Raw genomic sequence first — 26,329 nt, 5'->3', positions numbered from 1 at the left:
TGGTGGAGCTACGCGGGATCGAACCGCGGACCTCTTGCATGCCATGCAAGCGCTCTCCCAGCTGAGCTATAACCCCAACTCACCTCGGTGCTGACGAAGTTATCTCCGGCAACGGAGGCGCATGATAGGCATCACCCGCTTTGCTGTCAACCCTAAAATAACCGCGACTGATTCGTTTAGTCAAAATTGCAGCAGTTCGCTGTTTTTACCAGCAAGGCGCGTGCTATCTCTCTGTTTTATGTCACAAATTGGCTCAAGCACCTATAAAGGAGAGGCCGTGCAGCGAGCCTCTTTCCCCGTGCAACGCTCCCGCTCTCAGACCTCTCTATGCTGGCTGGTAATCAGCTTCTCCCCCGTCACCTCGGGAAAGCCTTTCCATAAAGGGCATTGCATTTGAAAACCCTTTCCATGATTTTTGTAAATTTACAACACAGAAAGTTGATCTGACTCACAAATGACCATAGGATCAAACCGTGACCCAGGTCACACACCATAACCATAAATGACAGAGCGATGAGGTAAACCATGTTTGAGAATCTGGCAGTCCTGTTCCACCTGCGCGGTGCAACCACCAAGAACGGCGTTGTAGAGAAAGATGCCTATGCCCCCTCCACCCGTGAATACTACTTCCGCTACGGCAAATAATTGCTGAAAGTCTTTCACGGAAAACGTAATAAAACTACAACACACATCATCACACAGCCCTCTCGAGGCGCTGTCCTGTCCGGGCCAGATGTTCCACGGCCAAACCTGAACTCCACCAAACAAGAATGGGGCCCGCAGGCCCCATCTTTTATTGCATCGGCTCATTGCAGGATCTCGGCCTGATCCAGGTATGACACCATGAAATCCCCTTGCCGGGAGCGCTGGCTTGGATAACACCAGCATCCGGGAAGCTGGCTATAATGCTTGCCATCCTTGTTCAACAGCCAAATGCCGTCGATTAGGTACTGCATGAAGGGACAGCATGACGACGGACAGAGATTTAAAAAGAGCAAGCGAAGTTGAGCAAGCCCTCATCCTGGCGATACCGACCCGCTGGCCTGTCTCGCCAACAGCGGGATGCTCGCCTCTCGGGCAACCTGAAAATATTCGGCCGCAGACTTTCCAGCAGTGTAATTACAACAGCGGAAAGGTTACCACGAATCAGGTTCACACCTTATCAGAGAGCAGTGCAGCCATCACTTGGGGAGAGCCTTCATGCCGGCACCACAAGTCGGCCTGACCGGATACAAGACAGAGCAGAAAAAGAGGGATTGGCAGAGCAACCAATGTTCAGCGCCGCGGGTTGCAAAAGCGGGGCATGACCAGCATGCCCCGCCACAACTCAAGCCTTATTTACAGCTGGCGGCCCCCACATCCTGCCAGACGTCGTGTTTGCCGGGCTCGTTGCCCTTGGTCCAGTATTGCGCTTTCCATTGACGGCCATTATGGGTGGTGATCTCGCCACCGTTGTAAGCTACATTGGCATCCCAACCCAGTTGCACCTTGCTCACCAGCAACCACTGATCTGCGGTACGGCTCGGCTCGTTGCCCTGAGTCCAATACTTGGCCTGCCACACCAGCTGGTTGTGACTCACCTTGTCACCGCCGTTGTAGACCTTGCTCGCCTGCCAGGCAGGCCAGTTGGCCGCATCCGGATCGGTGGCCGAGCAACCGCCACCACCGCTGACCGGCTTGACCGTCAGACGGGTTGCCGCGCTGGCATCCAGCGCGCCGTCGGAGACGGTGAGGCTAAGGTCATAGGCGGTGTCGCTGGTGACGCTCGGGCCGGTGACCACCAGGGTGGCACTGTTCTGACCGCTGGCGGTGAGGCCGGCCGGTACCGTCCACTGATAGGTGAGCGGATCACCGTTCGGGTCAGACGCGGTCGCCTTGAGGGTCACCTGCTTGCCAGACTCCACGGAAGCGGTAGCCGGCAGGCTCACCAGTGGCGGCAGGTTGGGCTGCGGCGCCTTGTTGGTGACCACCACCTGATCCTTGGCACTCAACTGCTGGTCATCGGTCACTGTCAGCTCGAACACCAGATTGATGTCGGTGGACACGGCATCGAGTACAACGCGGGCCTTGGCCTGAGTGGCATCAAACAGGGTGGCCTGCGGGCCGGATACCTGCTTCCAGCTATAGGTGAGGGCGCCATTTTCCGCGTCGTGGGACGCGGAACCATTCAGCGTCACCTCGGTCGGGCCAGTGACACTCAGATCGCTGCCCGCGTTGGCCACCGGCGGCTTGTTAGCTGGCGGAGTGGTTCCCTCGCCGTGACCCAACCCCTCGTGCATGGCATTGAGGATGTCGCCGTTGTCGGCATCAATCTCCCAGGAGAAGAGGCCGCCCAGCTTGTTGGCTAGCACATACTGCCCCTTGGCCTTGACCGAGCGGTCGTTGTCATAGGTGATGAGATCGCCGGTCGAAGCCTTGAACAGATAGGGAGCCTCGGCCACCTCGTCGTAGCTCTTCTCCCAGCCAGCTCCCATCCGGTTGTTGACGATGTCGCGGTAATCGACCACGCCATCTTCCCAGGTGCCTTTCACCTTGCCGGTCGCCTTGCCGGTGAAGGGGTTGTTGCCCTGATAGCCGCTCACGCCAGTCCAGCCACGGCCATACATGGCGGCACCGACCACCAGCTTGCCGGGGTCAACCCCTTGCGCCAGCATCAGGTTGACTGCCTTGTCGGTGGTGTACTTGGTATCGGGATCCCAGCTCGCCGCGTAGAGGTTAGTCTGGTGGCCCAACTCGGTGTTGCTCCAGGCGCCGTTGTAGTCGTAGGTCATCATAAAGATGTGGTCCATATAGGGTTGGGCCGCCCTGTAGTCCACATCCTGGATCTTGTCCCCCCCGGCCCCGATAGCCGACGTCAGCTCATACTGGCGACCAGTCTGCGACTCCAGCTCGTCGAGCATGGCGCGCAGCTCCTTCATCAGGGCCACATAGGTGGCACCATCACTCGGGCTACCCAGCTTCGGGTTGGCACCCTGTCCGCCCGGATACTCCCAGTCAATGTCCACGCCATCGAAGAATTTCCAGGTCTGCAGGAACTCTTTGACCGAGGCGACGAAGGTATCGCGCTTGGTTTTGTCACCGAGGAAGTAGAAGGGGTCGGAAAGGGTCCAGCCGCCGACGGAGGGGAGGATCTTGAGGTCAGGGTAAGCCTGTTTGAGCGCCATCAGGGCACCGAAGTTACCCTTGTAAGGCTCGTCATAGGCAGTCAGGCCACTTTGCGGCATCTGAACGGCGGCCCAAGGATCGTGGATCGCAACCTTGAAGTCGGCACGACCGGCACACGCACGTTGCAACGCCTGGAAGCTCCCTTCGATCTCCTTGAGGCTATCGTTGAGGCCATCCCCGCCACAGATGGGGGTGAAACCATAGAGGATATGGGTCAGGTTCTGGGCCGGGATCTTGTCCACTGTGAACTTGCGACCATAGACGCCCCACTCCACGTAGTAGGTACCGACCACCTTGCCGGACTTGTTGGCGTAGGGCTTGTTGTTCTCCTGCAACGCAGCCTTTAGCGGCGCCAGGTGGCTGCCATCGGTATCGGCGACCACGATCTCCTTGGCATCAGAGAGAGTACAGCCATCGGCATTGCAGAGGGCCACCTGCATCTGGTAGCGCCCACCTTTGTTCACCTTGAATTTGGCCGTGCCTGCAGCAGCAGAGGGGCCAGACCACACCTCCTTGCCATCAAGCAGTACCTTGGCAGTCTGGCCGACGTCACCGCTCCAGAGGTTCCAGCTCACCTCCACATCGGCGGCATCCTTGACCTTGACCAGATTGTTGTAGGAGGTTGCCGCCTGATCCACTTCAACAATGGCGAACTTGATGGGACCCCAGCCGATGGTGGGCTTGCCCGGCGCAGCCGCATAAACGGCAGATGAGGCAAGCAGGGAGCCGACCATCATGGCCAGCAATGCGGGTTTTGGACTTAGCATATTGTTTTCCTTTACGTTATGGACAAACGAAAGGGCAACACAACACGACAGGCAACACAAACACGACTACCCCTTGGCAAAGGCAGCCAGCATAACACTGTGGTGGCCCCGCTATCCCAGCTCAACAACGCCTTTAGACCGGAGGCTTTGCGTCCCGACTTTTCAATCGGTTTGCCCTTGTCACAACTTTATTTTCGGCGATAACTAATCGCGAATTAACTCTATGGCAATTTATATAACTAAGCAAACAAGACCATTCCAAACCCGCTACTGGCCGTACCTGACGCTGAGCCATAGCTTCATGATTCATCTTTAAAATACAAGGGAGCATTGGCCATGATTAATAGCTACCAAACTGATTAAGCTAAATATTTCACTAAAACAAAATAAAACGACAAAAGCTCAATACCTGTGGCACAACACAACAAGAGGTAGCCATACCTCACGGCAACAAGTGAATTAAAAGTCAATTTATTGCATACCAGTATCTTCCTCCCCCCACCCCTTCTTATTCAGACACCACAAACTTGTTTATCTGACCCCCAGAGCACAAACGTACAATCCGGCCAGAATGTAAGCAACTGGATAAACAGACATACGCAGTTGTTTATTTTTATTGGCATTTTTATATAATGCCCGCACGTCCCAGTGGCACAGCTGGATAGCGCGCGCCCCTCCTAAGGGCGAGGTCGCAGGTTCGAATCCTGCCTGGGACGCCACCCATCATCCCCTTTTCGCATTCACTCATCTCTTTGGCGATTAGTTCGACGTCCAGCAGCACTCTGCTTGCACCATCAAAACTCTCACCAAGTCACAAGTAATTGTATTCACGCGGCATTCGGCATCTCTCCTCTCTCTGATAGACTGCTTTTTTTGGCTGAGCCCTACGGCAAAGCCAGCAGCTTCATCTTGCAAAGGAGTGTTGGATGTCCGGATGTTCCTGGTGGGATAGATCCACCGGTTTTGCCTTGCTGACCATTGTGCTGTGGGCCTCGCTGGCGGCGCTGACGTCACGGGTCACCAGCGTGTCACCACTGGTGCTGGTCGGGCTGGTGCTGTTTTTCTGCGGGGTCGGGGCCTTGCCGTTTTGGCGCCAATGGCGCGCTCGCCCCATTACCTGGCTGGTGACGGTTACGGCATTGCTGCTCTACCATCTGCTGCTCTTTATGAGTTTTCGCCATGCCCCGGTGCTGGAGGCCAACCTCATCAACTACCTCTGGCCGCTCTGCATCATTCTGTTCACCCCGCTGTTGTTGCCCGGCCATCCACTCCATGCCCGTCATCTGCTGGCTGGCGCCTTTGGTCTGGCAGGCTCCATGCTGGTGATGGTCAACGGTGAGCTGCAACTGCAGCAGGCCTATCTGCCGGGATACCTGCCGCTCACGCAGCTCCCCACCAGTGACTGGTGGCTGATCATCTGGCTGGCGCTGGGCCCGATGGGGGCGGCCTTCGTTACCTGGTATCTGGCACTGCGAGACGGCGATCCACGCCGGATCGGAGCCCTTGCCTACCTGACCCCTCTGCTGAGTACTTTGCTGTTAGTAACATTGAACGGAGAGGAGCTAACCTCGCGCCATCTGCTGGCCGGTGCACTTATCATGGGGGGCGCCCTGCTCGGTATGTTGGGCCAACGCAACAGCGCTCAGGTATCCCGAGCCAGTTAAGCCGGCAAGATAGGGCTACCTGACCGTGCTGTCATAAAAACGCCATCATCCCTGTTTAGGCTCTGGCCACGCTCCCCCATGGTCTGTGCTGACAGGAATTACCCCGTGAAAATCGCCCATTACGCCACCCTATCCTCCCTTGTTTTGTTACTGGTTGCGGGAGGACAGGCGCTGGCCCTCTACCACGGCTGGCAACAGCTTGCCCGCACCAATCAGGCCCAGCATCAGCACGAGACGCTGCAACAACTGGTGACGGTGACCCTGCAAAACAGCCTGCGTGACTACCTCAACAGCGGCGATCCACAGCAACTGACCGCTGCGGAGAAGATCCGCCAGCAAGCACTCTCCTCACTGGCCGCTCAGGATGATGCCGTGGCGGCCCCGCTCAGACAGCAACTCGAACAGATGGCGCAGCGCATCGCGCACGACTATCAGGCCGCAGGCAAGCTCTCGGGCAACAGCCAGCTGCTGCTGCAAAATGCGGAGAGTGAGCTGGGCAGCCAAGCCATGGCGCTGATCCGCTATGGGGAGCAAGGCGCCAGCACAGAACAATCTGCCGCAGCACAGCAATATCGCCGCGGTGCGGCCGAGATCCTGGCTGGCCTGCCGCGCCTCGCCCATTTGCGCCAAAGCTATATGGAGCAGGGCAATGAAAAGCTGCTCGAAGGGATCCGCTTTGAGCTGGAGGCACTGCAAAAACAGGCGCAAGCGCTGCAAGCCTTGCCGCTGCTCGGCCTGTATGAAGAGGCGCCCGCCGATGAGTTCACCCTAGGGGAGCCGGTACGCAAGGAGCTGGGAGATCAACCGCGCAGCGAATTACGCTCGCTGCTGGGCCGCTATCCGCAGGAGCTGGCCAACAGCCGCACGGCGCTGCAACAGCAACAGGCTGGCCGCCAGACCGTGCAGCAAGACATCATGGCCATGTTGCAAGCGACCAGACAGATGGGGGAACAACTTGCCCACGAGCGGCAAGCCGTCAATCAGGAGCTGGCCACCATCCTCGGCACGCTGGCGCTCTGTCTGGTGGTAGTCGCCCTGCTGTTTGCACTGGTGCAACGACGCTGGCTGCTCGCTCCCTTGTTGCGACTGCGCGGAGCCTTTCTGCAGCTCGATCAGACTGGGCAGGCCGAGCCGTTATCTGCCGGGCGTGATCGCAACGAGCTAGCCGATATCGTTGCCAGCTACAACCGGCTGATCGGTCGCCTGCAACAGGATCAGCAACAGAAAGAGGGGCAGCTGTCAGCGGTATCCCTCAGTCTGCAAGGAATGGTCAGCCAGGTTGACGAAATCCACCACAGCACCCGCACGACCGAGCTGGTAGTCGACGAGAGCGGTCAGATGATGGATGAACTGAACCAGCTGGCCGGAGAGGTCCATCAGGTCGCCGCCGACATCGCCCGGCATGCCCACCATAACGAACAGGCGATGAGCCAGAGCGAAGATCTGGTGGGCAGCATGCTGCACGCTACTCGTCAGACCGGGCTGGCAATTGACGAGAGCGATGAGGCGCTGGAAGCCCTCACCCGCTCGGTTGCCGATGTGACGGACATTGTCGATGTCATCAGTCATATCGCCCAGCAGACCAACTTGCTGGCCCTCAACGCCGCCATCGAAGCGGCCCGTGCAGGGGAACAGGGGCGCGGCTTTGCCGTGGTCGCCGATGAAGTTCGCCACCTCTCGGCCAATACCCAGCAATCCCTCAACCAGATCACCGAGATTCTGCGGCGTCTGACCCAATCTGGTGAACAGCTTGGCACCGTGCTGAACCGGATCACCAGCGAGTCAAGCCGCCAAAGGGCACAAGCCGAGCAGTTGCGCCAGACCACCCAGGCGGTGCGGGAGATCGCCCGCAACACCGCAGTGATCGCCCTGCAGGGCGCCGACAACGCCAAAAGTCAGGAGCACAAGCTGGCCAGTTTTGCCGATCTGATCGCCCGTATTCGTCAGCAGGCCTGTCAGGTAAGCCAACTCTCGGTGCAGGTCTCGTCCCATATCCACCATCAGGCGCAACAGATCCCCCGCATCCTCGGCCAGCAAGGCTGACCCTATTCGCCCCACATCCCCACCAATTCACTTTCCCTCGACCAGAGGGAAAGTTTTTTTGTAGCACAAAATTATATGTTGCCTGCAGGTTAACAGCTTCCCTTCCCCCGTATCTGATGAAAACCCGCACCAGCGCTGGCCACACCTCCAAGAAAACGCTCTCATTACCGTGATACCTGCCATGAGGCTGTTTACGACCTTGCCCATGATTATTTGCACTCGGTCATACTTTTGAAACGTTGAGGGAACTTTTCATTGATATTTCGCACCGCGAACGTACTCTTGGTGTTGTCCGATAGCCAAGAATCGGAACATAAAAAAACAACATGTGATGATCAGGACTGCCAACTACAGATGTGCCAAGACATCCGGGTTTGCAGATAACCAAGAGAAGATTTTTTGCCCTTCGGGGTTTTGATTGCAATGCCAATACCGAGCGGTAGGCCCGATGCCAGCTGCCGGAAAAAAGCTAAGTCCATAAAATCAGGAGCAATAAAAATGGAAAAAGTGATCTTCAAGCGCGCCGCTTTGAGTGCCGCTGTGGTAGCCGCTCTGGTCGCCCCCGGCATGGCGTTGGCAGCCCAGGATATGATGAGCCCGGAATATGGCCAGTCCTATGAAACCTTCGTCAAAGACTCCAAACTGACCGGTGGCCTGTTCTACTTCCAGCGTGATCGTCAGCGCATCGATGGTGACCCGACTGCCGCCAAGAAAGAAGGCAAGTACCAGTCCAACCTGAGCCATTCCACCGTACAGGCAGCTCTCAACTTCAACTCCGGTTATGCCTGGGACACTGTTGGTCTGGATCTGGGCGGCTTCGGTGCCTATGACCTGGCCGTTACCGAAAACCATCCGGTCAACCAGGAGAACGAATTCTCCTTCGCAGGCAACTCCTGGGGCAACAACTACAAAGATGGCTCTCCCGAGGGTGGCTTCAGCCTCTCCAACGCAGCTCTGAAGCTGAAATTCCTGGACGGCGGTGTGACTGCCAAGGGTGGTTACACCCAGCTGTATGTCCCTGGCCAAATCGGTGTTAACTGGTCCTATCAGCCGGGTACCTATCGTGGTGGTCAAGTCGAAGGCAACTTTGGCGGTCTCTACCTGACCTACGCCATCGCTGACGAGTACAAGGCCCCCTGGTACAAAGAGACTCAGGTCTTCTCTCGCGCCAAAGCGTGGATGGATCCGTTCGCTGATGAAAACGTCATCGACTATATCCACGGTATCGCGGCTCGTTACACCTTTGAAAATGGCACTGCCGTGACCGGTTCTTTCGGTCAGTCCGAAGGCTACATGGACAGCTACCACTTCAAACTGGCTCACAAGTTTGACGTACTGGGCGGCCTCGCCACCAGCTACCAGTTCTACGGTTCCGAGACCGAGACCTACACCAAGGGCGGCTCCCAGATTGAAACTTACGACGGCCTGGCATGGCAACAAGCACTGACCGCTGCCTGGAACTACGCCCAATACGGCTTCCGTCTGGAAGGTCTGTGGACCAAGGCTGAAGGTGCGGAAGGCAACTACCTGCCCCGTCTGACCCGTGGCTACGCCAACTCCCAGGGCGCCAACGAAATTTGGTGGGATTCCCGCTCTGACTGGAACGCCAACAACGAAAAAGCACTGTTCTTCGGCGTGACCCGTTCTCTGGATGATCTGGTTGGTGCGCCGGGCTGGGCTGTCGGTGTATCCGGCGCCTACGGTTGGGATATCGAAAATGGCCAAGGCAAGAAAGCAGCCAACGGCGAGGATACCGAGTGGGCCGTCAACTTCGATGTCAGCTATACCGTGCAGGATGGCAAGCTGAAAGGCACCCTGTTCAAACTGCACTACACCGACTACAACAACGACATCAGCCAGGGCGGCGGTTGGACCGATTACCCCAACATCTTCGCCTCCGAGCACGACGTCAAGTTCCACATCATCATGCCGCTTACCTTCATGTAATCAGGCAATACGATGTCAGCAAACCGGGCCACTTGGCCCGGTTTTCTTTTTTCCGGTTGGCAGGCTAACATGCGAGCCGGATAAGGGTTTTATCCACTCACCAGCACGCTTTTGTCAGCAGTCACAAGGACGCCATCATGCCCCGTTTTGTTTTGATCACCGGTTGTTCCAGCGGTATTGGCCTCGCCGCCGCACAGGCGCTCGGGCAGCACGGTTTTACCGTGATTGCCTCGGCGCGCAAGGCGGAAGATGTGGCCCGCTTGCAGCAACAGGGATTGCTGGCGGTACAGCTGGATCTGGCTGACCCTGCCTCCATCGAGCTGGGTGCCAGTGCGGCGCTCCATCTGGCGGGCGGGCGCCTCTATGGCCTGTTCAACAACGGCGCTTATGGCCAACCCGGGGCGCTGGAAGATCTGCCCACCGAAGCGCTCAGGGAACAGTTCAATACCAACCTGTTTGGCTGGCACCATCTGATCCGTCAGGTGCTGCCGCCTATGCTGGAGGCCAAAGAGGGGCGGATAGTGCAGAACAGCTCGGTACTGGGACTGGTTGCCATGAAGTATCGCGGCGCCTATAACGCCAGCAAGTTTGCGCTGGAAGGTTATAGCGACACTCTGCGCCTCGAACTGGCGGGTAGCGGGGTACATATCAGCCTGATTGAACCGGGCCCCATCGATACCCGTTTTCGTGCCAATGCTCGCAACGCCTTCCTGCGCCACATCGATCCGGCTCAGAGCCGTCATCAGTCGGCCTACCGCCAGACCCTGACGCGGCTGGAAAAAGAGGGGGCCACCAGCGGCTTTACCCTCTCGAGCGAAGCCTGCATCCCGCCGCTGCTCCATGCGCTGACCCACGCCCATCCCAAGGCACGCTATCCGGTGACCACTCCGACCCGGCTGTTTGCCTTCTTGCGACGGGTATTGCCCACTCGCTGGCTCGACAAACTGCTGGCCAAATCGGCCTGATCCCGTGATGGGCGACAAGCATCCTGCCGCCCGGATTGAGTTAGCTGTATAGCGGCGTAATCCAATCCGCCAACCTTGTTTGCCCCTCTCTTCAATAGTGCTCGCCATTGCTGTAGTAGGCGCTCTTGACCAAAGGTATCACCTGCACCACCACATAGGTCTGCTCCCCCAGCACCCGTTTCAAATGGCGCGTGATAAGGCGCGCGGCGGCGTCCTGCATCTCCTGCGGCCGCTCGAACCAGTGCAGCTCGACAAACGGAAAACCCACCTCTGACTCACCGTTGCGTATCCAGCAGCTATCAATCCGCTCCATGGTGACAAACTCCGGCTTACCGCCGGTCAGCTCGCAGAGCTCGGCCAGCAGCGGGCCGCTCACCTGTTGCAGGGTATCGAGCGTCACGGCGCGAAAACGAAGATGGGGCATGGCAAACCTCTTGGTTATCTGAAATGAGGACTTATCATAGGGGTTATTGTCAGCAAGAGAAGTCACCCGGCGCACATTAAGGATCCCCATGAGATTTCATCGCACCCTCTTTGCCTTCCTGCTCTGCCTGCTGCTACCGCTGCACGCCTTTGCCGATCCCGCCTTCTATCGGGTGAGCAAGGGCAACCTGCAACACTGGCTGCTGGGCTCCATCCATGCGGGCAAGTCTGCCCTCTATCCGCTGCCCGAGCCGGTGGAGCGTGCCTGGCTGCAGAGTCGCACACTGGTGATGGAGGTGGACATGAACAGCATCACGCCGGATCAGTGGCAACAGACCGGCTCCCTCACCCGACTGGTGGATGGCAAACCGCTCAAGGATCATCTGCCTGCCGAGCTCTATCAACGCACCCTGATGGCGGGGGCCCGCTATGGCATCGACGAGGCTACCCTCGCCACCCTGCGCCCCTGGTTTGCCGCCATTACCCTGACCCAGGCCGCCATGGCCCGCTCCGACTTCAAGAGTGAACTCGGGATAGACCAGCACTTTGCCGTCCGGGCCGCCAAAGAGGGCAAACCGGTAGTGGGTTTTGAAACCCTGCTGGAGCAGCTCGGTTATCTGGCCAGCGTGGGTGACAACCAGACCCTGATGCTCGCCAGCACCCTGGATGAGCTACCAATGCTGGAGAGTGGTTTCGCCGCCGTGATGAAGGCGTGGCAGCAGGGAGATGAGCCAACGCTGATCAATCTGCTCAAGGAGGAGATGGCCCCGCCCGCGCTACAGAGCTGGATGGAGCAGACCCTGCTGGCCGAGCGCAACCATAACTGGCTGAAAAAATGGTCCACCCTGCCCAACGAGAGCTTTATCGTGGTAGGCGCCCTGCACCTTTACGGCGAACAGGGGTTGCTGGCGTTGTTGGAGCAGCAAGGGTGGCGCATTACCCCGCTCACCACTCCAGGTCCGGTGCAGACTCGGTCGCAAGGAGTCCAGTGAGAACGATCACAGAACGCGCTGGTTATTAAACAACCTGCAAGGGAGTTGATCGGGATCATCCCGGACGGGGCAAAGAGGTATTTATCATGCCTGTCATCAACCGGGTGACAGGAGCAATAAAATGGACTTTTGGCTGGACCTGATGTTTGGCAACAGCGTGGGATTGATGTCGATGCTGGTGATTATCGGCACCTTCTTGCTCATCAGCTCTTACGCGGCCTACTTCATCTACAAGGTGATGCACTCGCAACCGCCTCATTCACAGCAACCCCATTCTCAACAGCCCAAAGAGGGAAAATAATCCTCTGACCACAGGCGGTAGCTCACACTGACCGCCTGTGCTGTTTTATGGTTCGCGACTGTGATTCCCGGGCCAGACTGCACCAGTGTCCATGCTGGGCGCCCCTTATCCCCTCCCCCTTTCCCCGTTTTCTGTGCCGGTTGCGGCCGTTATAATGGCCCCCACTTTTTCTTATGGGGAGCCTGCCGTGTCTCATAACGACGAACTCTCGCTATTCATGAATGAAGTGGCCGACGTGCGGCCCATTCGCAGCGACAACATCCATCCCCATGCGGCCAAATCCGCCCCGACCGAGGCACAGCTCGCTCGCCGCCAGGCTGCCACCGCCGAACAACTCGCCCTCGACCACCTCACCATGGAGGCCATCGAGATGCGCGATCCGCACGAAATCGTCGGCTTCAAACGCGATGGGGTGCAGGAGGGGGTCTACAAGAAGCTGCGGCTCGGCAAATACGAGCTGCAGGCCAGCCTGGACTTGCACCAGAAAACCCTCAATGAGGCACGCCAGACGCTGGTGCAGTTCATTGCGGATTGTGAAGTCCGGGATATCCGCTGCCTGCTGATCCTGCACGGCAAGGGGGAGCGCAGCACCCCGCGCGCCCTGCTGAAAAGCTATGTGAGCGCCTGGTTGCCGCAACTGCCCGCCGTCATGGCGATCCACAGCGCCGAGCGTCGCCACGGCGGCAGCGGTGCTCTATACGTGCTGCTGCGTAAAAGCGAACGCAAAAAAGTGGAAAACCGCGAACGGCACCAGAAGCGGCTCGGCTAATCCGCGTTTCGCTCCCACGTCTTTTGCCCGCCCGCATGAAGGTGGTCAACTATACAGCGGCGGTGTTAGCATCGAACGGCCCCGATCATGCCAGGTACGGGGCGGCATACCATCAGGGACGATAACAAGGACAATCCCATGTCATATCAAAAGCTTGAACAACATCAGCAGCAGATCCACCGCTTTAGCCACCTCGCCGCCATCTGCGGCTGGGATCAGGCGGCCATGATGCCGGAAGGGGGCAACGATGCCCGCGCCGAAGCAATGGCCGAACTCGGTCTGCTGATCCACCAGAAGCGCACCGCTCCCGAGCTGGGCGACTGGATTGCCAAGGCCGAGAGCGAACCGCTCGATGAAGTACAACGGGCCAACCTCGGCGAGATCAAGCGCCAGTGGCAAGATGCCAGCCTGCTGCCCGGTGAGCTGGTCGAAGCGCTGTCGCTCGCTGGCAGCAAGTGCGAGCACGCCTGGCGCAGCCAGCGCAAGAACAACGACTGGGCCGGTTTTGCCCCCAATCTCGAGGAGGTGGTGAAACTCTCCCGTGAAGTGGCGCAACTGCGGGCCGATGCGCTTGGCGTGCGCCCCTACGACGCCATGCTGGCGCTCTATGAGCCGGGCATGACCAGCGCGCGCCTGGATCAGATCTTCGGCGATCTCGCCAGCTGGCTGCCGGCTCTTATCCAGACCGTAAGTGAACAGCAGAAGGGCGATGCCCTGCTGCCGCCGCAAGGCCCCTTCCCCATCCCGACCCAGCAAGCGCTCGGTCAGGAGGTGATGGGACTGCTCGGCTTTGATTTCGCCCACGGTCGCCTCGATGTGAGCAGTCACCCCTTCTGTGGCGGCGTGCCGACCGACGTGCGGATCACTACCCGCTATAACGAGCAGGAGTTTGTCTCCAGCCTGATGGGCATAGTGCACGAAACCGGTCACGCCCGTTACGAGCAGGGGCTGCCGCGTCATCTGCTGGGTCAGCCGGTGGCCGAAGCGCGCTCCATGGCGATCCACGAGAGCCAGAGCCTGTTTTGCGAGATGCAGCTGGGGCATCATCCGGCCTTCCTCGCGCTGCTGGCACCACGCATTCGTCACCACTTCGGCGAGCAGGCGGCGTTTGCGCCGGACAATCTGGCCAAGCTCTACAGCCGGGTCGAGCCGGGCTTTATCCGGGTCGATGCGGACGAGGTAACCTATCCGGCCCACGTTATCCTGCGCTACGAGCTGGAGCGCGATCTGGTGGAAGGGAAGATCGAGGTGGCCGACATCCCCGAGCTGTGGGATGCCAAGATGCAGCAGTGGCTGGGGCTCTCCACCAAGGGCAACTACCGCAATGGCTGCATGCAAGATATTCACTGGACCGACGGCTCGTTTGGCTACTTCCCGAGCTACACCCTGGGTGCCATGTATGCCGCCCAGCTGCGCTTTGCCCTCGAAAAAGAGCTGGGCAGCATGGGGGAGGTGATCGCGGCGGGCCGCCTGCCGGAGATCTTCGGCTGGCTCGGACGCCACATCTGGTCACAGGGGAGCCTGCACAGCACCGACGAGCTGGTGCGCCGCGCCACCAATGAAGCGCTCAACCCGCACTGGCTGCGCCAGCATCTGGAACAGCGTTATCTGAAGTAATGAGCGCAGTAAGCTAACAGCAGAGCGGGGCCCTTTTTAGTTGACCACTACAGGGCCCCGTTTTTATGGCGGTTCATTTTTATGGCGGTGCATGGCACAGCACGCCGTCACGGCAATGCTGTAAAAAGAGAGGGTTCAGAGGGGGTCCGGTGAACCCAGCAACTCGCGCAGTTGCAGGATATTGCCCTCCGGGTCGAAGGCGTTGCGCACCACAAAGCCGGGCCCTGTCCACTGCTGTGGAAGCAAACCGCCACCGAGATCCGCCGCCTTCGCTTCTGCCCAGGCGAGGCTGGAGACGGTGAAGAACAGCTTGATGGCCCCCTCTTCCCGCAATTCCGGCGGCCTTTTGATAACGACTTGCTCGGCATAAGGTTCGGGAATGGCGTGGATCAGCAGCTGGATATCGCTGTTTTCCAGCACCACCAACTGCTCATCCTGACTGCAGACCACCATCTGCAGCAGGGTACGGTAAAAGTGGGTCAGCAGGCCCGGATCCTTGGCATAGATCAGGGCACCGGCGCGAGCGGGGCCTGGCATGGAGCACTCCTCAATAGTGAACAACTGGGTGGACAGATCTCCACCATCTCACAGTTGCGCGCCCCATTCGATCCTTTTTAGCGACTCGCCAGCCTCACTGCACAAAGTGCCACTGCCGCAGTGCCAGTGTCGGAGGCGGCCCCTGATCATCCCCCAAATCTGCCATGCCCAGCGCCTCGTCATAGTGCACACCGCCCGCGCCACTCTCGGTCAGGTGTTTTGCCCGCACCGCCCCGTACAGACCGCCACTTCCGCTGATCTTCATCTCGGTGAGCGGGGCATAGAGAGCGGCATAGAGCGGCGTATTGCCCGACAGCTTGACCCCATCCTTGCCGCTATACGCGGAATAGATAGAGATAGCGGGCGTACCGCCAGCGGTCAGCCCCTGTTTGGCTGCCGTCACCTCGGCACCGGCCCCAAGATCGACCTTACCGCTGACGATCAGGATCAGGCTGCTCCCCTCGCTCACCGTCAACTTGTTGCTGCCTGTCATAGTGAAATCCTTGTCGATCAGCAGCACCACATCCCCCTTGATGGTGAGACTGGCATCGGCCCCCATATTGAGGCTGTCGAGCTTGTAAATAGTCTGTTCCTTGCCAAACAGCTCCCCTTTGCCGGGGAACGGCAGCCCAGGCTTTTGCTGGTTGCTGCTGGTGACCGAGCCGGTGGAGGGATCCGTGGTCAGCACCATCTGCTGGGTGGCCCCGAGCGTCAGGGGACCATTGATGGGCAATGTTGCAGGGGGGAACGATTTGGGCAGCGCGGCCACATTGAGCGGGTCACACACCTGCCCGACAACAGGCGGTAGCTTGGGATGAGTTCGGTATTTGGGCTCCAGATACTTCTGATGCTTGGCATCAAGGAATGCCCCGTTCCCACCATAGTTCAACTTGTCGCCAGCAATGCTTGTGCCATGACCCATAGAAACATCCCCATTGATCGCAACAGCTCCGGCAATATGCCCCCCTTGCAAGGCAAAATTTCCACTCCCGTTCACGCTGCCCTCAACCCTGACGACCCCATCAGAGGGAGAAATGGTGATATCGCCGCCAGCAAGTACATTACCCGCAACAGGTGAAGAACCTTTCAAGGTCACCGAGCCGGTCGCCCGCACATCACCCCAAATTGGGGAGTGCCCGGCGAGCACTACATTGGCCTTGTCGCTGACGGTCGCCACCTTGGCGTTCTGCCCCTGATTAAGGGTCCCGGAAACAGAATCCTTGTACGCTCCCTTGCGCGAATCATAGCTGTCGATAAAACCGCTACCGGAAAGGCTTAGCCCTTCGCATGCCACCACCGAATCCTGAAAGATGAGATTGCCGGGTTCGCGCTTGAGGGCAAACAGCGCGTTGAGACTGGCATTGCCCTCCAGATAACGGCCATGGCTCTGCAACGCCAGTTTGCTGCCTGTAGAAGCATCCAGCTGATCGATGCGAAAGCGGCTGCCCGCCATAGCCCCTTCCCCCTTGCCTGGCACCTTCTGCACCAGTTGATCCCACTCTATCCGTGGTTCGGCGCCGAGCGCCTGATGCAGGGCGCGATAACTGTCGTTCATCCCCTGCTCGGCACTGAGCTGTGCATTGATCTTCTTGTGAAAATTGCCGCTCAGGCGGGTTTGCAGCTGGTTCTCCTGAATGCTGGTAAACACCAGCAGGCTCGACAGCAGGCTCACCACCAGCACCACCAGCAATACGGCTCCTCGCTGCCCCTGCAATCCCTTGTTCATCCTGCTCCCCCTGCACCGGATGTGGCCAGTGCTGCCGCCCAGACCGCCTTGCGGCGTGCCACCTGCACCTCTACCCCAGGCGCCAGATAGCTCGGCAGCCCTTCGGGCAAGATGCGGATATTGACCAGCGCCCCCTGCTGGCCGAATTCAAGATCCTGAAGATGGGCCAGCAACAGGCGCGGGCCATCCCCGTCATCGCAACTGAGTACCGGCGGCGTGAAGCGGTACTGCTCGGTAAAATCGGCGGTTTTCTGGTTGCCAAGGCAGGAGAGCACCGGACTGCCCCCCTCTACCTTGAAAACCAGCGTCAGGCGATCAGGGGTGACCGCTATCAGCTGATCCGCCTGCTTGACGCTGTTGGTAAAGGTGAGAGTGGCAAAGCGCAGCACTTCGTTCGCCTGCTCCAGCGCCTTGCTCTGCTCAACCGTGCTCTTGATAGGCACGTAACCGGCAAAAATAGCCAGCATCAGCATCAGACCGAGCACCATGGAGATCATCAGCTCGACGAGACTGACACCTCGCTGTCGGAAGGGAACGTTCAGCATAGTGGTGGAAATCCTGCGGTCAGCTCAACCCGCTTGGCACCGGAGATCCGCGCATCACGCCACTCGATGGCGACCACAAAGTGGTCGCTGTAGCGACTCGGCAGCACCAGCTGGTGGCCCTCGAGCAGGGTGAAGCGGGCAAGAAAATCGCCCTGGGTGAACCGCTCCGGCTTGCGCTGCACTTCGCACAGCGAACCCCAGACCTGCTCCACGCTGTTGCTCGCCTCGATCGTGGCCAGGGTGCTCTGCAGGCTATAGTGCGCCTGCTGCAACGAGACCACCTGCCCCTTGGCGAGACCAAGAAACACTATCACCGCCAACACCATGGAGACCATGATCTCCACCAGATTGAAGCCTTGCTGGTTGAAGCCTTGCTGGCGGGCAAGTGCGGCGTGTCTCATGAGCAGCTCCCTTGCAGCAGCTGGCCGCTCGGGGCCACGCAGAGCACCCGCTGCTCACCGAGGCGATTGGCCAGAATGATCTCGGCGTGGCTGCTGCCGGTTGGCGCGATCTGGATGGGGTCAAACGGCTTGATCACCACGCCGCCACCGGGAGCCGATGCCTGACGCAACCGCTGGCTGTCGGCCATCACCTCCCAGCCACCGTTCTCGGTGCCCTGCAGTACCACCGGCAGGGTCAGCTTGACCGCTTCGCTGCGGGCAAAGCGGTAGGCTGACGCGAGCTCGGTCGCACTGCGATCGAGTCGTTCGGCCGCGAGGCGCTGACTCATGGAGGGCAACCCGACTAGCAGCAAAATAGCGGCGATGCCGACCGTGATCATCAACTCAATCAGAGTAAATCCGCGCACGTTCATCTTATGATCCCCAGCAGTCATGGCGATTGGCCGCGCGATAACCGGTCTGATCGAGGGTCAGAGTGCCGCATTCATCCTGTTGTCGCGTCGTTGGAATGGCTTTGAGCAGATAGTCACCAGCATCTTGCTGGCTGTAGCTGAACTGGTAGAAATCCGTGTTGGAAGGGGTGGCAAACGTGGCGGGATAACGCCCCTGTTCGGTATAGATACGTTCGAGGGCGAGCGCCTGCTCCAGCAATTGCTGCTGTGCTTCGTAACGACGTCCCTGTTGCAGATAACCCTGATACGCTGGCAACGCGATGGCTGCGAGAATGCTGACAACCGTCATGGCGATCAACAACTCGATCAGACTAAAGCCCCGGCAATGGGGCCATGCCTTACAGTCGTTCACTTATCATCCTTGGCAAGTGTTGTTATTGGTCGGCCCTGAGCCGTAGATGCGATGACTTAATAATCATCAAAAATTAACCGACTCAATTGAACAACACAAAATTGTAATGCTCAATGTAAAAAAGCTAATTATGTGATCCATTGTTAATTTCCAAGCCTTTCTCATCACAACTAATCTCGCAATACAAATAAAGTTAAACCCATTGCGCCCCCATCTATCCGCTATGGGCTCTGCTACCCGTGCACAGTGGTAAACAAAATGAAGGGGTAGTCGACATGGAAGAGTGCAACGAAACCTGCGGCCGATTTTTCCTATCCCTGTCCGCTTCTGGCTAGTCACGGCCCCCGAGCCCCCTTACTCTTTTGCCATCTGTTCCAGCAAAGCCGCCAACACCATGAATGCAAAACCAAGCCCTGAGTTGTCACCGGATGAGGTGATCAACACCCTCAGCCGTGAACAGTGTCACGCCGCACGGCTCGCCCGCGACGCTCGCTTTGATGGCCGTTTTTTTACCGGCGTCATCTCGACCGGCATCTACTGCCGGCCAGTCTGCCCGGCACGGCCACCGCACGAGCACAATGTGCGCTACTTCCAAAGCGCCGCGGCCGCCGAGCAGTATGGGCTGCGACCCTGCCTGCGCTGCCGCCCTGAGCTGGCCCCCGCCGCCCGTGGCGATCTGCCGGTTGAACTGGCACGTCTGCTGGCACGCATCGATCGCGGAGAGCTGGCGGAGGGCACGCTCGCCAAACTGGCCACTGAGGCAGGGATCAGCGAACGCACCCTGCGCCGCCAGTTCGAGCAACATCTCGGCGCCTCACCAAAACAGGTGGAGCAGACGCGCCGCCTGCTGCTCGCGAAACGGCTGCTGACTGAAACTGGGCTGCCCATTACCGACATCGCGTTTGCCGCCGGCTTTGCCAGCATCCGCCGCTTCAATGATGCTTGGCTCAACGCCTACGGACTGGCCCCGCGCTCCCTGCGCCAGCAGGAGCAGCACGGTGACGCGCCAGAGCACATGAACGATCAGCCGCGCGGCGCAACGCTGACGCTGCAGTTGCCCTACCGTCCCCCGTATGATGTGGCGGCCATGCTGGCGTTCTACCGGCTGCGTGCGATCCCCAGGCTGGAGCGGGTAGATGGCGAGGTGTATGAGCGGCGCTACCAGGTCGGTGATCAGGTCGCGCTGGTGCGCATCGCGCAGGGCAAGGGGCACAGCCTGCAACTCACCGTTCATGATCTGCCGCTCGCGGCGCTGCCCGATCTGCTCTATCGGGTGCGCAGGATGTGGGATCTCGATGCCGATATGCAGCGGATCGGTGATCTGCTCGGTCAGGATCCGCTGCTCGCCCGCTTGCAAGCGCGCTGGCCCGGCGTACGGCTGCCAGGTGGTTGGGATGAGTACGAAGTAATGCTGCGCGCCATCGTCGGCCAACAGGTCTCGGTCAAGGGGGCCATCACCATACTCGGGCGGCTGGTGGCTCGCACCGAGGCGCAATTCGGGATGGCGCAACTGCCGACCCCCGCCCAGTTGTGCGAACTCGATCTCGACGGTATCGGCATGCCCGGCAGCCGCATTCGTACCCTGCGCGGCGTGGCACAGGCGCTGGCCAGCGGCGAGCTGACCCTAACGACAGCCAGTGACGAGCAGTTGCTGGCGCTGCCGGGCATAGGCCCGTGGACGGTCTCTTACTGGCGGCTGCGCTGCGGGCTGGATACCGATGCCTTCCCCGCTTCCGATCTGGTGCTGCAAAAGGCACTCGGCGGCGGCACCAAGCTGCCGGTAAAAGAGGTGTTGGCGCAAAGCGCAGCATGGCAGCCGTGGCGCAGCTATGCGGCCAGCTGGCTGTGGCATGCCATGAGTGAAGCGCCCGATTTGCTACTCCGTGCCACTGGCAACAAAAACCAGCAGGATAGCCAACAACAGGAGATAACCCCATGATCCGCTACGATATCCTGCCGACCCGCTGCAGCGATCTGCTGGTCGCCATCAATGAATCTGGTCTGGTGCACGTGGACTTTGTGGCGGGCCTGCGGGCACTGCCCGATATGAGTGGCTGGCAGCAAGATCACGAAGAGCTGGCTCCCTTCCTCGCCGAATTTGACGCCTATTTTGCCGGTCGCTTGCAGCGCTTCTCCCTGTCCCTTGCCGCCCGTGGCACCGCCTTTCAGCAGGCGGTGTGGCAAGCGCTGTGCGACATCCCCTATGGCGAGACCCGCAGCTACAGCGATATTGCCCGCGCCATCGGCAAGCCAGAGGCGGTGCGGGCTGTGGGCGCGGCGAATGGCCGCAATCCGCTCTCGATCATCGTCCCCTGCCATCGGGTGATCGGCCAAAACGGCAGCCTGACCGGCTATGCGGGGGGATTGGAGATCAAAAAAGCACTGCTGGCGCTGGAGAGGGGCAATTAAAGGAGGGTAGGCAGAGAACCTGCGATAAAAAACTGCCCCTTTCCGGACGGAGAAAGGGGCTCATTGCTCAGCGTTTCAGGCTGCCCATCACATGCATTTCGCAGCGGTTGCAGTCAAAACGCAGGCGGAAGGTGTCTTTACCCATCTTGAGTTCCAGCGGCTCGGCCTTGAGACCGGGCACCTCGTTCGGGCAGAGGTTCTGGCTGTAGCGGATGCAATGCTTGGTGATCATCAGTACCACTTCCCGCTCCTCCTTGTTCGCCTCATAGGCGGGAGCGATGCGCTCCACCCCGTGTTCGCGGAAGAACTGCTCGGCGGCGCTGTTCAGCACGTTGCCAAGGTAGGAGAGACGGTGCTGGGGATAGTTGATATCCCGCAGGGCGATCCGTCGCTCGGGGCGCTGGTAGCTGGCCACCCGCGCCGCCTCTAGCGCGGCGATGCCATCCCGGCGCAAACCGTTGAGCTGTGATGCAGCGATAAACAGCGGGTGAGTGAATGCCAACTCAATCTTGCGCGCCACAAACAGGGTATTGCCGAGTTTACCAAGCTGATCCCGCGCCTGTTGCTGCGCCCGCTCCGGGTTGTCGGCAGGCTGTTTGTCACAGGGAAGTGTCACCGCGGCGCTGATGCCTTGTTCGTCGGTGAGCGTGAGGCTCACGCCCTCATCGCATTCTGCCAGCACCATATCGACCCGGATGCGGCGATCCGCGCTGGCCTTCTCCAGCATCTTGCTGAACGCCTGATCGTGGTTGCGGTAGATTTCGGTCCCCACTTTTAGCCCCGGCATGCGTTCTGACAGGAGTAACAGCTTACTCTCTGCCTTCTCTTCGACCTTGTTGAGGCGCATCCCCACCAGCTCGTTGTTCGGCTTGAAGAAGCCGAGACCGTCGCCGTTGTTGAGGGTGACCTGTTTGCCATCGATCTCGATGCCATCCTTGGTGACTCTGGTGACCCGCCCCAGCGGTTCACCCACATATTTCGGGCTCCTGGTGGAGTCGATCCCCTGCTGGCGACCATGGAGGAAGTAGTCGGTGCTGCCGCGGTTGAAGCTCTTTTTGGGGTCAGGCGTGAAGCTGTAGCTGCAACGACCCGCAGAGGCGGCCACCAGATCGGAGCGACTATCCAGAATGGCGTCCAGCTTCTGCCGATACCAGGCGGTAACGTTCTTGACGTAGTCGAGCCCCTTGAGTCGCCCCTCGATCTTGAAGGAGCGGATCCCCGCCTCGATCAAGGCCTCCAGGTTGTCGGTCTGATCCATATCCTTGAGTGACAGCAGGTGGCTGTCGGCCACCAGCACTTCACCGTCCGGCTTTTGCAGCGAGCAGGGCAAGCGACAGAGCTGGGCACACTCGCCGCGGTTGGCACTGCGACCGGTACGGGCATGGCTGATGTTGCACTGGCCGCTGTAGGAGACACAGAGCGCGCCGTGGATAAAAAACTCCAGCTGCACATTGGTCGCCGCACTGATCTCGCGGATCTGCGCAAGAGACAGTTCGCGCGCCAGCACCACCTGAGAGAAGCCCACATCCTGCAGAAACTTCACCTTCTCCGGCGTGCGGTTGTCGGTCTGGGTACTGGCATGAAGCGCGATGGGAGGCAAATCCAGCGCCAGCAGTCCCATATCCTGCACGATGAGCGCATCGGCACCGGCTTCGTAGATCTGGTGGGTCAGCCGCCGGGCCTGCTCCAGCTCGTGATCGTGCAGCAAAGTATTGAAGGCGACAAAGACCTGGGCACCGAAACGGTGGGCGTGGCGCGCCAGCGCCTCGATATCCTCGATGGAGTTGCCCGCCGCACTGCGGGCGCCGAAGGCAGGGCCACCCATGTAGACGGCATCGGCACCATGGTTGATGGCTTCTATGCCGTAGGCGAGGTTCTTGGCCGGAGCCAGCAGCTCCAACCGGTTATTGTGGCTTAATGGGTGCTTGTTCTGGTGCATGGTCTCGGGATCAGGGCGGACAGCAAATGGGCGCTACTCTAGCCCATTCACCACCCGCGTGCCTTGATCCCGCTTAAGGTATCTGCGAAATACAGGATTAGATAACCACCTTGAGCGCCAGCCCGAGCAGCACCAGGCCGCTCACCTTGTCGATCACAAAGGATTTGGCTTTAAGCCACGCCAGCACCGGCCCGCGGGAGAGCACCAGCGCCACCAGCACGTACCAGACGGCATCGATCCCGCCCGCGGTGAGCATCATGATGCCCCCTTCGCTCCAGCCGGTATCAGCCCGCACAAACTGGCTGAACAGAGCGATGAAGAAAACCGCCAGTTGGGGGTTAAGGAAGGCAACCATAAAACCTTCAAAGGCCCCTTGCCGACCGCGCAACTGATGTACCTCTTCATTCCCTTCGTCACTGGCTGGTTTTGCCAGCAGGGCTTTCACCCCGAGCCAGGCAAGAAACGCGGCGCCGCCGTAGCGGATCAGATCAAACAGGATCGGTGTCTGGGTGATCAAAATGGAAAGGCCGAGCGCCGTGACCAGCGCATAGATACCAACCCCGAGGCCGTGGCCAAGCGCAGTAGCGACGCCATGCCCCTGCCCGCCCTGCACCGTGTTGCGGATGATCAGCGCCAGACTCGGCCCCGGGCTGATGGCCCCCATCACGCAGATTGCGGCCAGTGCCAGCCAACTCGTCAGTTCCATGCTTTTCCTCTTTTGTGCTCGATATGATGACCTGCACTCAGGGTACGGGCTGAGCCATTATGCCAGTAGTGAAAGTTATGAATAGATTCCATAACCCATGGCTATAACGCCACACAACTGACCGGGGCTAACCGCCGAGATCGAGCAGCTTGCGACTCTCGCCAACGGTGCGTTGCAGATGATCCCGCAGGAAGGGGTAGGCCAGCTCGCGAAACCAGCGGTGGGCTGGATCCTGATGGTGGCGCTGATGCCACAGCAGATGATACTGCTGGTCGCGGGTCGCAAAGGGCAGATCGACAAAGGTGAGCTCATGGTCGCAGGAGAGCTGCCAGGCGATATGGGCCGGGGTGGTCATCAGGCAATCGGTGCGCAGCAACACCTCCACTGCCGCCTGAAAGAAGGGAACTCTGGCAAACCAGCGCCGACTCAGTCCCTGCGGCGCCAACACCTGCTCCACCGGGCTGTCCTTGTCGCCACCGCCACTCACCTGCAGGTGAGGCCAGGCGAGATAGTCATCGAGATTAAGCGTCTTGCCTGCCAGCGGGTGGTGACATCCCATCAGCACCGCCAGCCGATCTTCCCCCTGATGCAGACCACGGATCTGCTCCGGTACCTGCTCGGTGATGGTGGAGACCAGATCCAGCTCCGACTGCCACAGTTGCGGCAGCTGACGCTTGTCCCACAGGCTGTACTCCAGCGCCGCCAACGGCGCCTCTTTGGCGAGCGCGGCACAGATATCGGGCAGGATATGCTGGGCCACATAATCGGAGGAGGCGAGCCGAAATACCCGCTCGCAGCGGCTCGGGTCAAATCCGGGCGCCTCGTAGAGCCGCTCCAGCGCACCGAGAGAATCCGCCAGCTGGGCGGCCAACAGTTCGGCCCGTGGCGTCAGCAGCCAGCGTTGCCCCTCCCGCACCAGCAACTCGTCATCAAACTCGCTGCGCAACTGGGCAAGCTGCTTGCTGATGGAGGGCTGACTCAGGTGCAACAGCTCGGCGGCGCGGCTGATATTGCGGGTCTCCAGCAGCACCTTGAGGGTCGGCAACAAGTTGAGATTGGCTCTGAGCAAGGAGATACCCTCATCGGTGGTGAAACGCCTATCTTAGGGCAGAGGAGTCCCGCGTTTTAAGCAAAATTTCCAGCCATGTTCCGCGCGTTGCAGCCCTTTGCGACCAGATGGCACAGCTGAGCCCCCTGCACATAACCATGACCACAAGATGACAGTGGTTGTCTCGTACGGCATAATTGCACGATTTTCCGCCCGCGGGCGATCCACTTGAGAAGCGGTAACAAGATGAAATACGCCAATATCACCGGCTGGGGCAAATGCCTGCCTCCCTCCGTGCTGACCAACGACGACCTCAGCACCATCATGGATACATCAGACGAGTGGATCTATCCGCGCACCGGCATCAAGGCCCGCCGGATCTCCCATGTCAGCACCTCGGATCTCGCCACCCTGGCCGGTCGCCGCGCACTGGCTTGTGCTGGTCTGGAAGCGAGCGATCTCGATGGCATCATCCTGGCCACCGCCACCCCGGACAACCTGCTGCCAAGCGCCGCCTCTGCGGTGCAAAAGAAGCTGGGCGCCGTCAACGCCGCCGTGTTTGACCTCAACGCGGCCTGCACCGGTTTCGTCTACTCCCTCTCCGTCGCTACCTCGCTGGTGCAGACTGGCATGATGAAGAAGGTGCTGGTGATTGGCGCCGAGCGCCTCACCTACCTGCTGGACTGGGCACGCCGCGATACCGCCGTACTGTTTGGCGATGGTGCCGGTGCCGTGGTGATAGAGGCAAGCGAGCAGGAGTGTGGCCTGATCGCCAACAAGCTGGGCTGTGACAGCGAAGCGCGTGAGATCCTGCACGTACCAAACTTCGGTACCGATCGGGTGCGTTTTGCCGATATCGATGGCCTGTTCACCTTCAACTTCGAAGGGCCGGAGATCTTCAAACGTGCTGTGCGCGGCATGGGTGAGGCCACCAGCACTGTGCTGGCGCAGGCCGGTATTGCGCCGGAGCAGGTCGACCTGATCGTGCCGCACCAGGCCAATATCCGCATCATCGAGACCCTCGCCAAACGGATGAATGCGCCGATGGAGAAGGTGATGGTCAACATCGAAAACTACGGCAACACCTCCGCAGCCACCGTACCTATCGCCCTGTGCGAAGCGCTGGAGCAGGGGCGCGTCAAGCCGAATTCCTATCTGCTGACTGCCGCCTTCGGTGCCGGCCTGACCTGGGGCGCAGCCATCATCAAGTGGGGCGATCGTGTTACCCCTATCAACAAGTGCGAGGCCGAGCTGCCACCGTGCGACCAGAGCGCACTGGAACTGATTGCTCACGCCGTCGAAGGGTGTCAGAAGGCCCACGCCAACGAGGCCTGATCCTTATCAGGAGCCTGAATCCTCAGGCTCCTTTCTCCCACCCCGTTCTCCCTCCCCCTTCGCGATACTTTTCTAACCTGACCTCTTGAGGCTCCGGCAATGCCCACCACATCCTGAGCAAAGAGCCAACTTCGGCGTGATGAGTCTGAGCGCATAAAAAAGTCCGGCGCCCCAAAGGGCGCCGGACTTTTTACTGCAACCGGAGAACCCGGTTCAGGAGGACAGA

At 59.5% G+C, this 26,329-nt stretch carries 22 protein-coding genes, 2 tRNA genes and 1 riboswitch; of the genes, 12 read left to right on the top strand and 12 right to left on the bottom strand.

The window, feature by feature from the left end:
* Positions 1-76: transfer RNA gene (locus tag G5221_RS17415), tRNA-Ala, on the bottom strand.
* A 1,258-nt stretch (positions 77-1,334) separates the two neighbouring features.
* Complete coding sequence (locus tag G5221_RS17410; protein WP_227341242.1) at positions 1,335-3,932, bottom strand: glycosyl hydrolase family 18 protein; 2,598 nt, start codon at positions 3,930-3,932, stop codon at positions 1,335-1,337.
* Positions 3,933-4,030: 98 nt separating this feature from the next.
* Positions 4,031-4,118: riboswitch (cyclic di-GMP riboswitch) on the bottom strand.
* Between the two features lie 456 nt (positions 4,119-4,574).
* Between G5221_RS17410 and G5221_RS17405 the strand changes: the two genes are divergently transcribed.
* The 5 genes from G5221_RS17405 (at position 4,575) to G5221_RS17385 (ending at position 10,551) form a co-directional block, all read left to right on the top strand.
* Positions 4,575-4,651, top strand: a tRNA-Arg gene (locus tag G5221_RS17405).
* A 207-nt stretch (positions 4,652-4,858) separates the two neighbouring features.
* Complete coding sequence (locus G5221_RS17400; protein WP_227341244.1) at positions 4,859-5,596, top strand: EamA family transporter; 738 nt, start codon at positions 4,859-4,861, stop codon at positions 5,594-5,596.
* A gap of 105 nt (positions 5,597-5,701) precedes the next feature.
* On the top strand, positions 5,702-7,639 hold the full coding sequence (locus G5221_RS17395; RefSeq protein WP_227341246.1) for a methyl-accepting chemotaxis protein: 1,938 nt from the start codon (positions 5,702-5,704) through the stop codon (positions 7,637-7,639).
* Between the two features lie 498 nt (positions 7,640-8,137).
* Positions 8,138-9,586 (top strand): OprD family outer membrane porin, encoded by a 1,449-nt coding sequence (locus G5221_RS17390; protein ID WP_204481162.1) that lies wholly within the window; start codon positions 8,138-8,140, stop codon positions 9,584-9,586.
* A gap of 137 nt (positions 9,587-9,723) precedes the next feature.
* Positions 9,724-10,551: an SDR family oxidoreductase gene (locus tag G5221_RS17385; RefSeq protein ID WP_227341248.1), complete on the top strand. Its 828-nt coding sequence runs from the start codon at positions 9,724-9,726 to the stop codon at positions 10,549-10,551.
* A gap of 91 nt (positions 10,552-10,642) precedes the next feature.
* Here the strand turns inward: G5221_RS17385 and G5221_RS17380 are convergent, their stop codons facing one another.
* On the bottom strand, positions 10,643-10,975 hold the full coding sequence (locus G5221_RS17380) for a DUF1904 family protein (protein ID WP_216951931.1): 333 nt from the start codon (positions 10,973-10,975) through the stop codon (positions 10,643-10,645).
* Between the two features lie 88 nt (positions 10,976-11,063).
* Here G5221_RS17380 and G5221_RS17375 point away from each other — a divergent pair, with 88 nt between their 5' ends.
* From G5221_RS17375 to G5221_RS17360, 4 genes are all read left to right on the top strand, one after another.
* Positions 11,064-11,966: a TraB/GumN family protein gene (locus tag G5221_RS17375; protein ID WP_216951932.1), complete on the top strand. Its 903-nt coding sequence runs from the start codon at positions 11,064-11,066 to the stop codon at positions 11,964-11,966.
* Positions 11,967-12,087: 121 nt separating this feature from the next.
* Positions 12,088-12,267 carry a DUF3149 domain-containing protein gene (locus tag G5221_RS17370; protein ID WP_005338733.1) on the top strand — a complete coding sequence of 60 codons (180 nt, stop codon included), beginning with the start codon at positions 12,088-12,090 and terminating at the stop codon, positions 12,265-12,267.
* A 187-nt stretch (positions 12,268-12,454) separates the two neighbouring features.
* Entirely contained in the window at positions 12,455-13,036 is a 582-nt protein-coding gene (smrA, locus tag G5221_RS17365) for a DNA endonuclease SmrA (protein WP_139477016.1), read from the top strand.
* A gap of 138 nt (positions 13,037-13,174) precedes the next feature.
* Positions 13,175-14,653 carry a carboxypeptidase M32 gene (locus G5221_RS17360; protein WP_227341249.1) on the top strand — a complete coding sequence of 493 codons (1,479 nt, stop codon included), beginning with the start codon at positions 13,175-13,177 and terminating at the stop codon, positions 14,651-14,653.
* A gap of 135 nt (positions 14,654-14,788) precedes the next feature.
* Here the strand turns inward: G5221_RS17360 and G5221_RS17355 are convergent, their stop codons facing one another.
* From G5221_RS17355 to G5221_RS17330, 6 genes are all read right to left on the bottom strand, one after another.
* Positions 14,789-15,190 carry a VOC family protein gene (locus G5221_RS17355; protein ID WP_227341251.1) on the bottom strand — a complete coding sequence of 134 codons (402 nt, stop codon included), beginning with the start codon at positions 15,188-15,190 and terminating at the stop codon, positions 14,789-14,791.
* A gap of 94 nt (positions 15,191-15,284) precedes the next feature.
* A complete protein-coding gene (locus tag G5221_RS17350) occupies positions 15,285-16,916 on the bottom strand; it encodes a DUF7305 domain-containing protein (protein ID WP_421263626.1) in 1,632 nt (543 codons plus the stop codon).
* A complete protein-coding gene (locus G5221_RS17345) occupies positions 16,913-17,461 on the bottom strand; it encodes a PilW family protein (protein WP_227341254.1) in 549 nt (182 codons plus the stop codon). The genes G5221_RS17350 and G5221_RS17345 overlap by 4 nt, the downstream gene beginning before the upstream one ends.
* A complete protein-coding gene (locus tag G5221_RS17340) occupies positions 17,455-17,862 on the bottom strand; it encodes a type IV pilus modification PilV family protein (protein ID WP_421263625.1) in 408 nt (135 codons plus the stop codon). The genes G5221_RS17345 and G5221_RS17340 overlap by 7 nt, the downstream gene beginning before the upstream one ends.
* Entirely contained in the window at positions 17,859-18,275 is a 417-nt protein-coding gene (locus G5221_RS17335; protein WP_421263624.1) for a GspH/FimT family pseudopilin, read from the bottom strand. The genes G5221_RS17340 and G5221_RS17335 overlap by 4 nt, the downstream gene beginning before the upstream one ends.
* Position 18,276: 1 nt before the next feature.
* The gene (locus G5221_RS17330) at positions 18,277-18,666 is read right to left on the bottom strand and encodes a type IV pilin protein (protein ID WP_421263623.1); all 390 of its coding nucleotides are present in this window, start codon (positions 18,664-18,666) and stop codon (positions 18,277-18,279) included.
* A gap of 394 nt (positions 18,667-19,060) precedes the next feature.
* Between G5221_RS17330 and G5221_RS17325 the strand changes: the two genes are divergently transcribed.
* Positions 19,061-20,605, top strand: a complete 1,545-nt coding sequence (locus G5221_RS17325) for an AlkA N-terminal domain-containing protein (RefSeq protein ID WP_421263622.1) — start codon at positions 19,061-19,063, stop codon at positions 20,603-20,605.
* Complete coding sequence (locus G5221_RS17320; RefSeq protein ID WP_227341259.1) at positions 20,602-21,075, top strand: methylated-DNA--[protein]-cysteine S-methyltransferase; 474 nt, start codon at positions 20,602-20,604, stop codon at positions 21,073-21,075. Before G5221_RS17325 ends, G5221_RS17320 begins: the two co-directional genes overlap by 4 nt.
* A gap of 67 nt (positions 21,076-21,142) precedes the next feature.
* Here the strand turns inward: G5221_RS17320 and G5221_RS17315 are convergent, their stop codons facing one another.
* The 3 genes from G5221_RS17315 to G5221_RS17305 all read right to left on the bottom strand — a co-directional run bounded on the left by G5221_RS17315 (position 21,143) and on the right by G5221_RS17305 (position 24,789).
* On the bottom strand, positions 21,143-23,014 hold the full coding sequence (locus G5221_RS17315) for a peptidase U32 family protein (RefSeq protein WP_421263621.1): 1,872 nt from the start codon (positions 23,012-23,014) through the stop codon (positions 21,143-21,145).
* A 97-nt stretch (positions 23,015-23,111) separates the two neighbouring features.
* On the bottom strand, positions 23,112-23,720 hold the full coding sequence (locus G5221_RS17310; protein WP_058057313.1) for a LysE family translocator: 609 nt from the start codon (positions 23,718-23,720) through the stop codon (positions 23,112-23,114).
* 127 nt (positions 23,721-23,847) lie between these two features.
* Positions 23,848-24,789: a LysR family transcriptional regulator gene (locus G5221_RS17305; protein ID WP_323913378.1), complete on the bottom strand. Its 942-nt coding sequence runs from the start codon at positions 24,787-24,789 to the stop codon at positions 23,848-23,850.
* A 225-nt stretch (positions 24,790-25,014) separates the two neighbouring features.
* Between G5221_RS17305 and G5221_RS17300 the strand changes: the two genes are divergently transcribed.
* Positions 25,015-26,103, top strand: coding sequence for a ketoacyl-ACP synthase III (locus tag G5221_RS17300; RefSeq protein WP_184234440.1), 1,089 nt, complete (start codon positions 25,015-25,017; stop codon positions 26,101-26,103).
* Positions 26,104-26,329 lie beyond the last annotated feature (226 nt).

Source organism: Aeromonas sp. 602200, assembly GCF_049173895.1.
Taxonomy (GTDB): Bacteria; Pseudomonadota; Gammaproteobacteria; order Enterobacterales; family Aeromonadaceae; genus Aeromonas; species Aeromonas veronii_A.
This window is presented reverse-complemented; position numbering and strand designations above follow the sequence as displayed.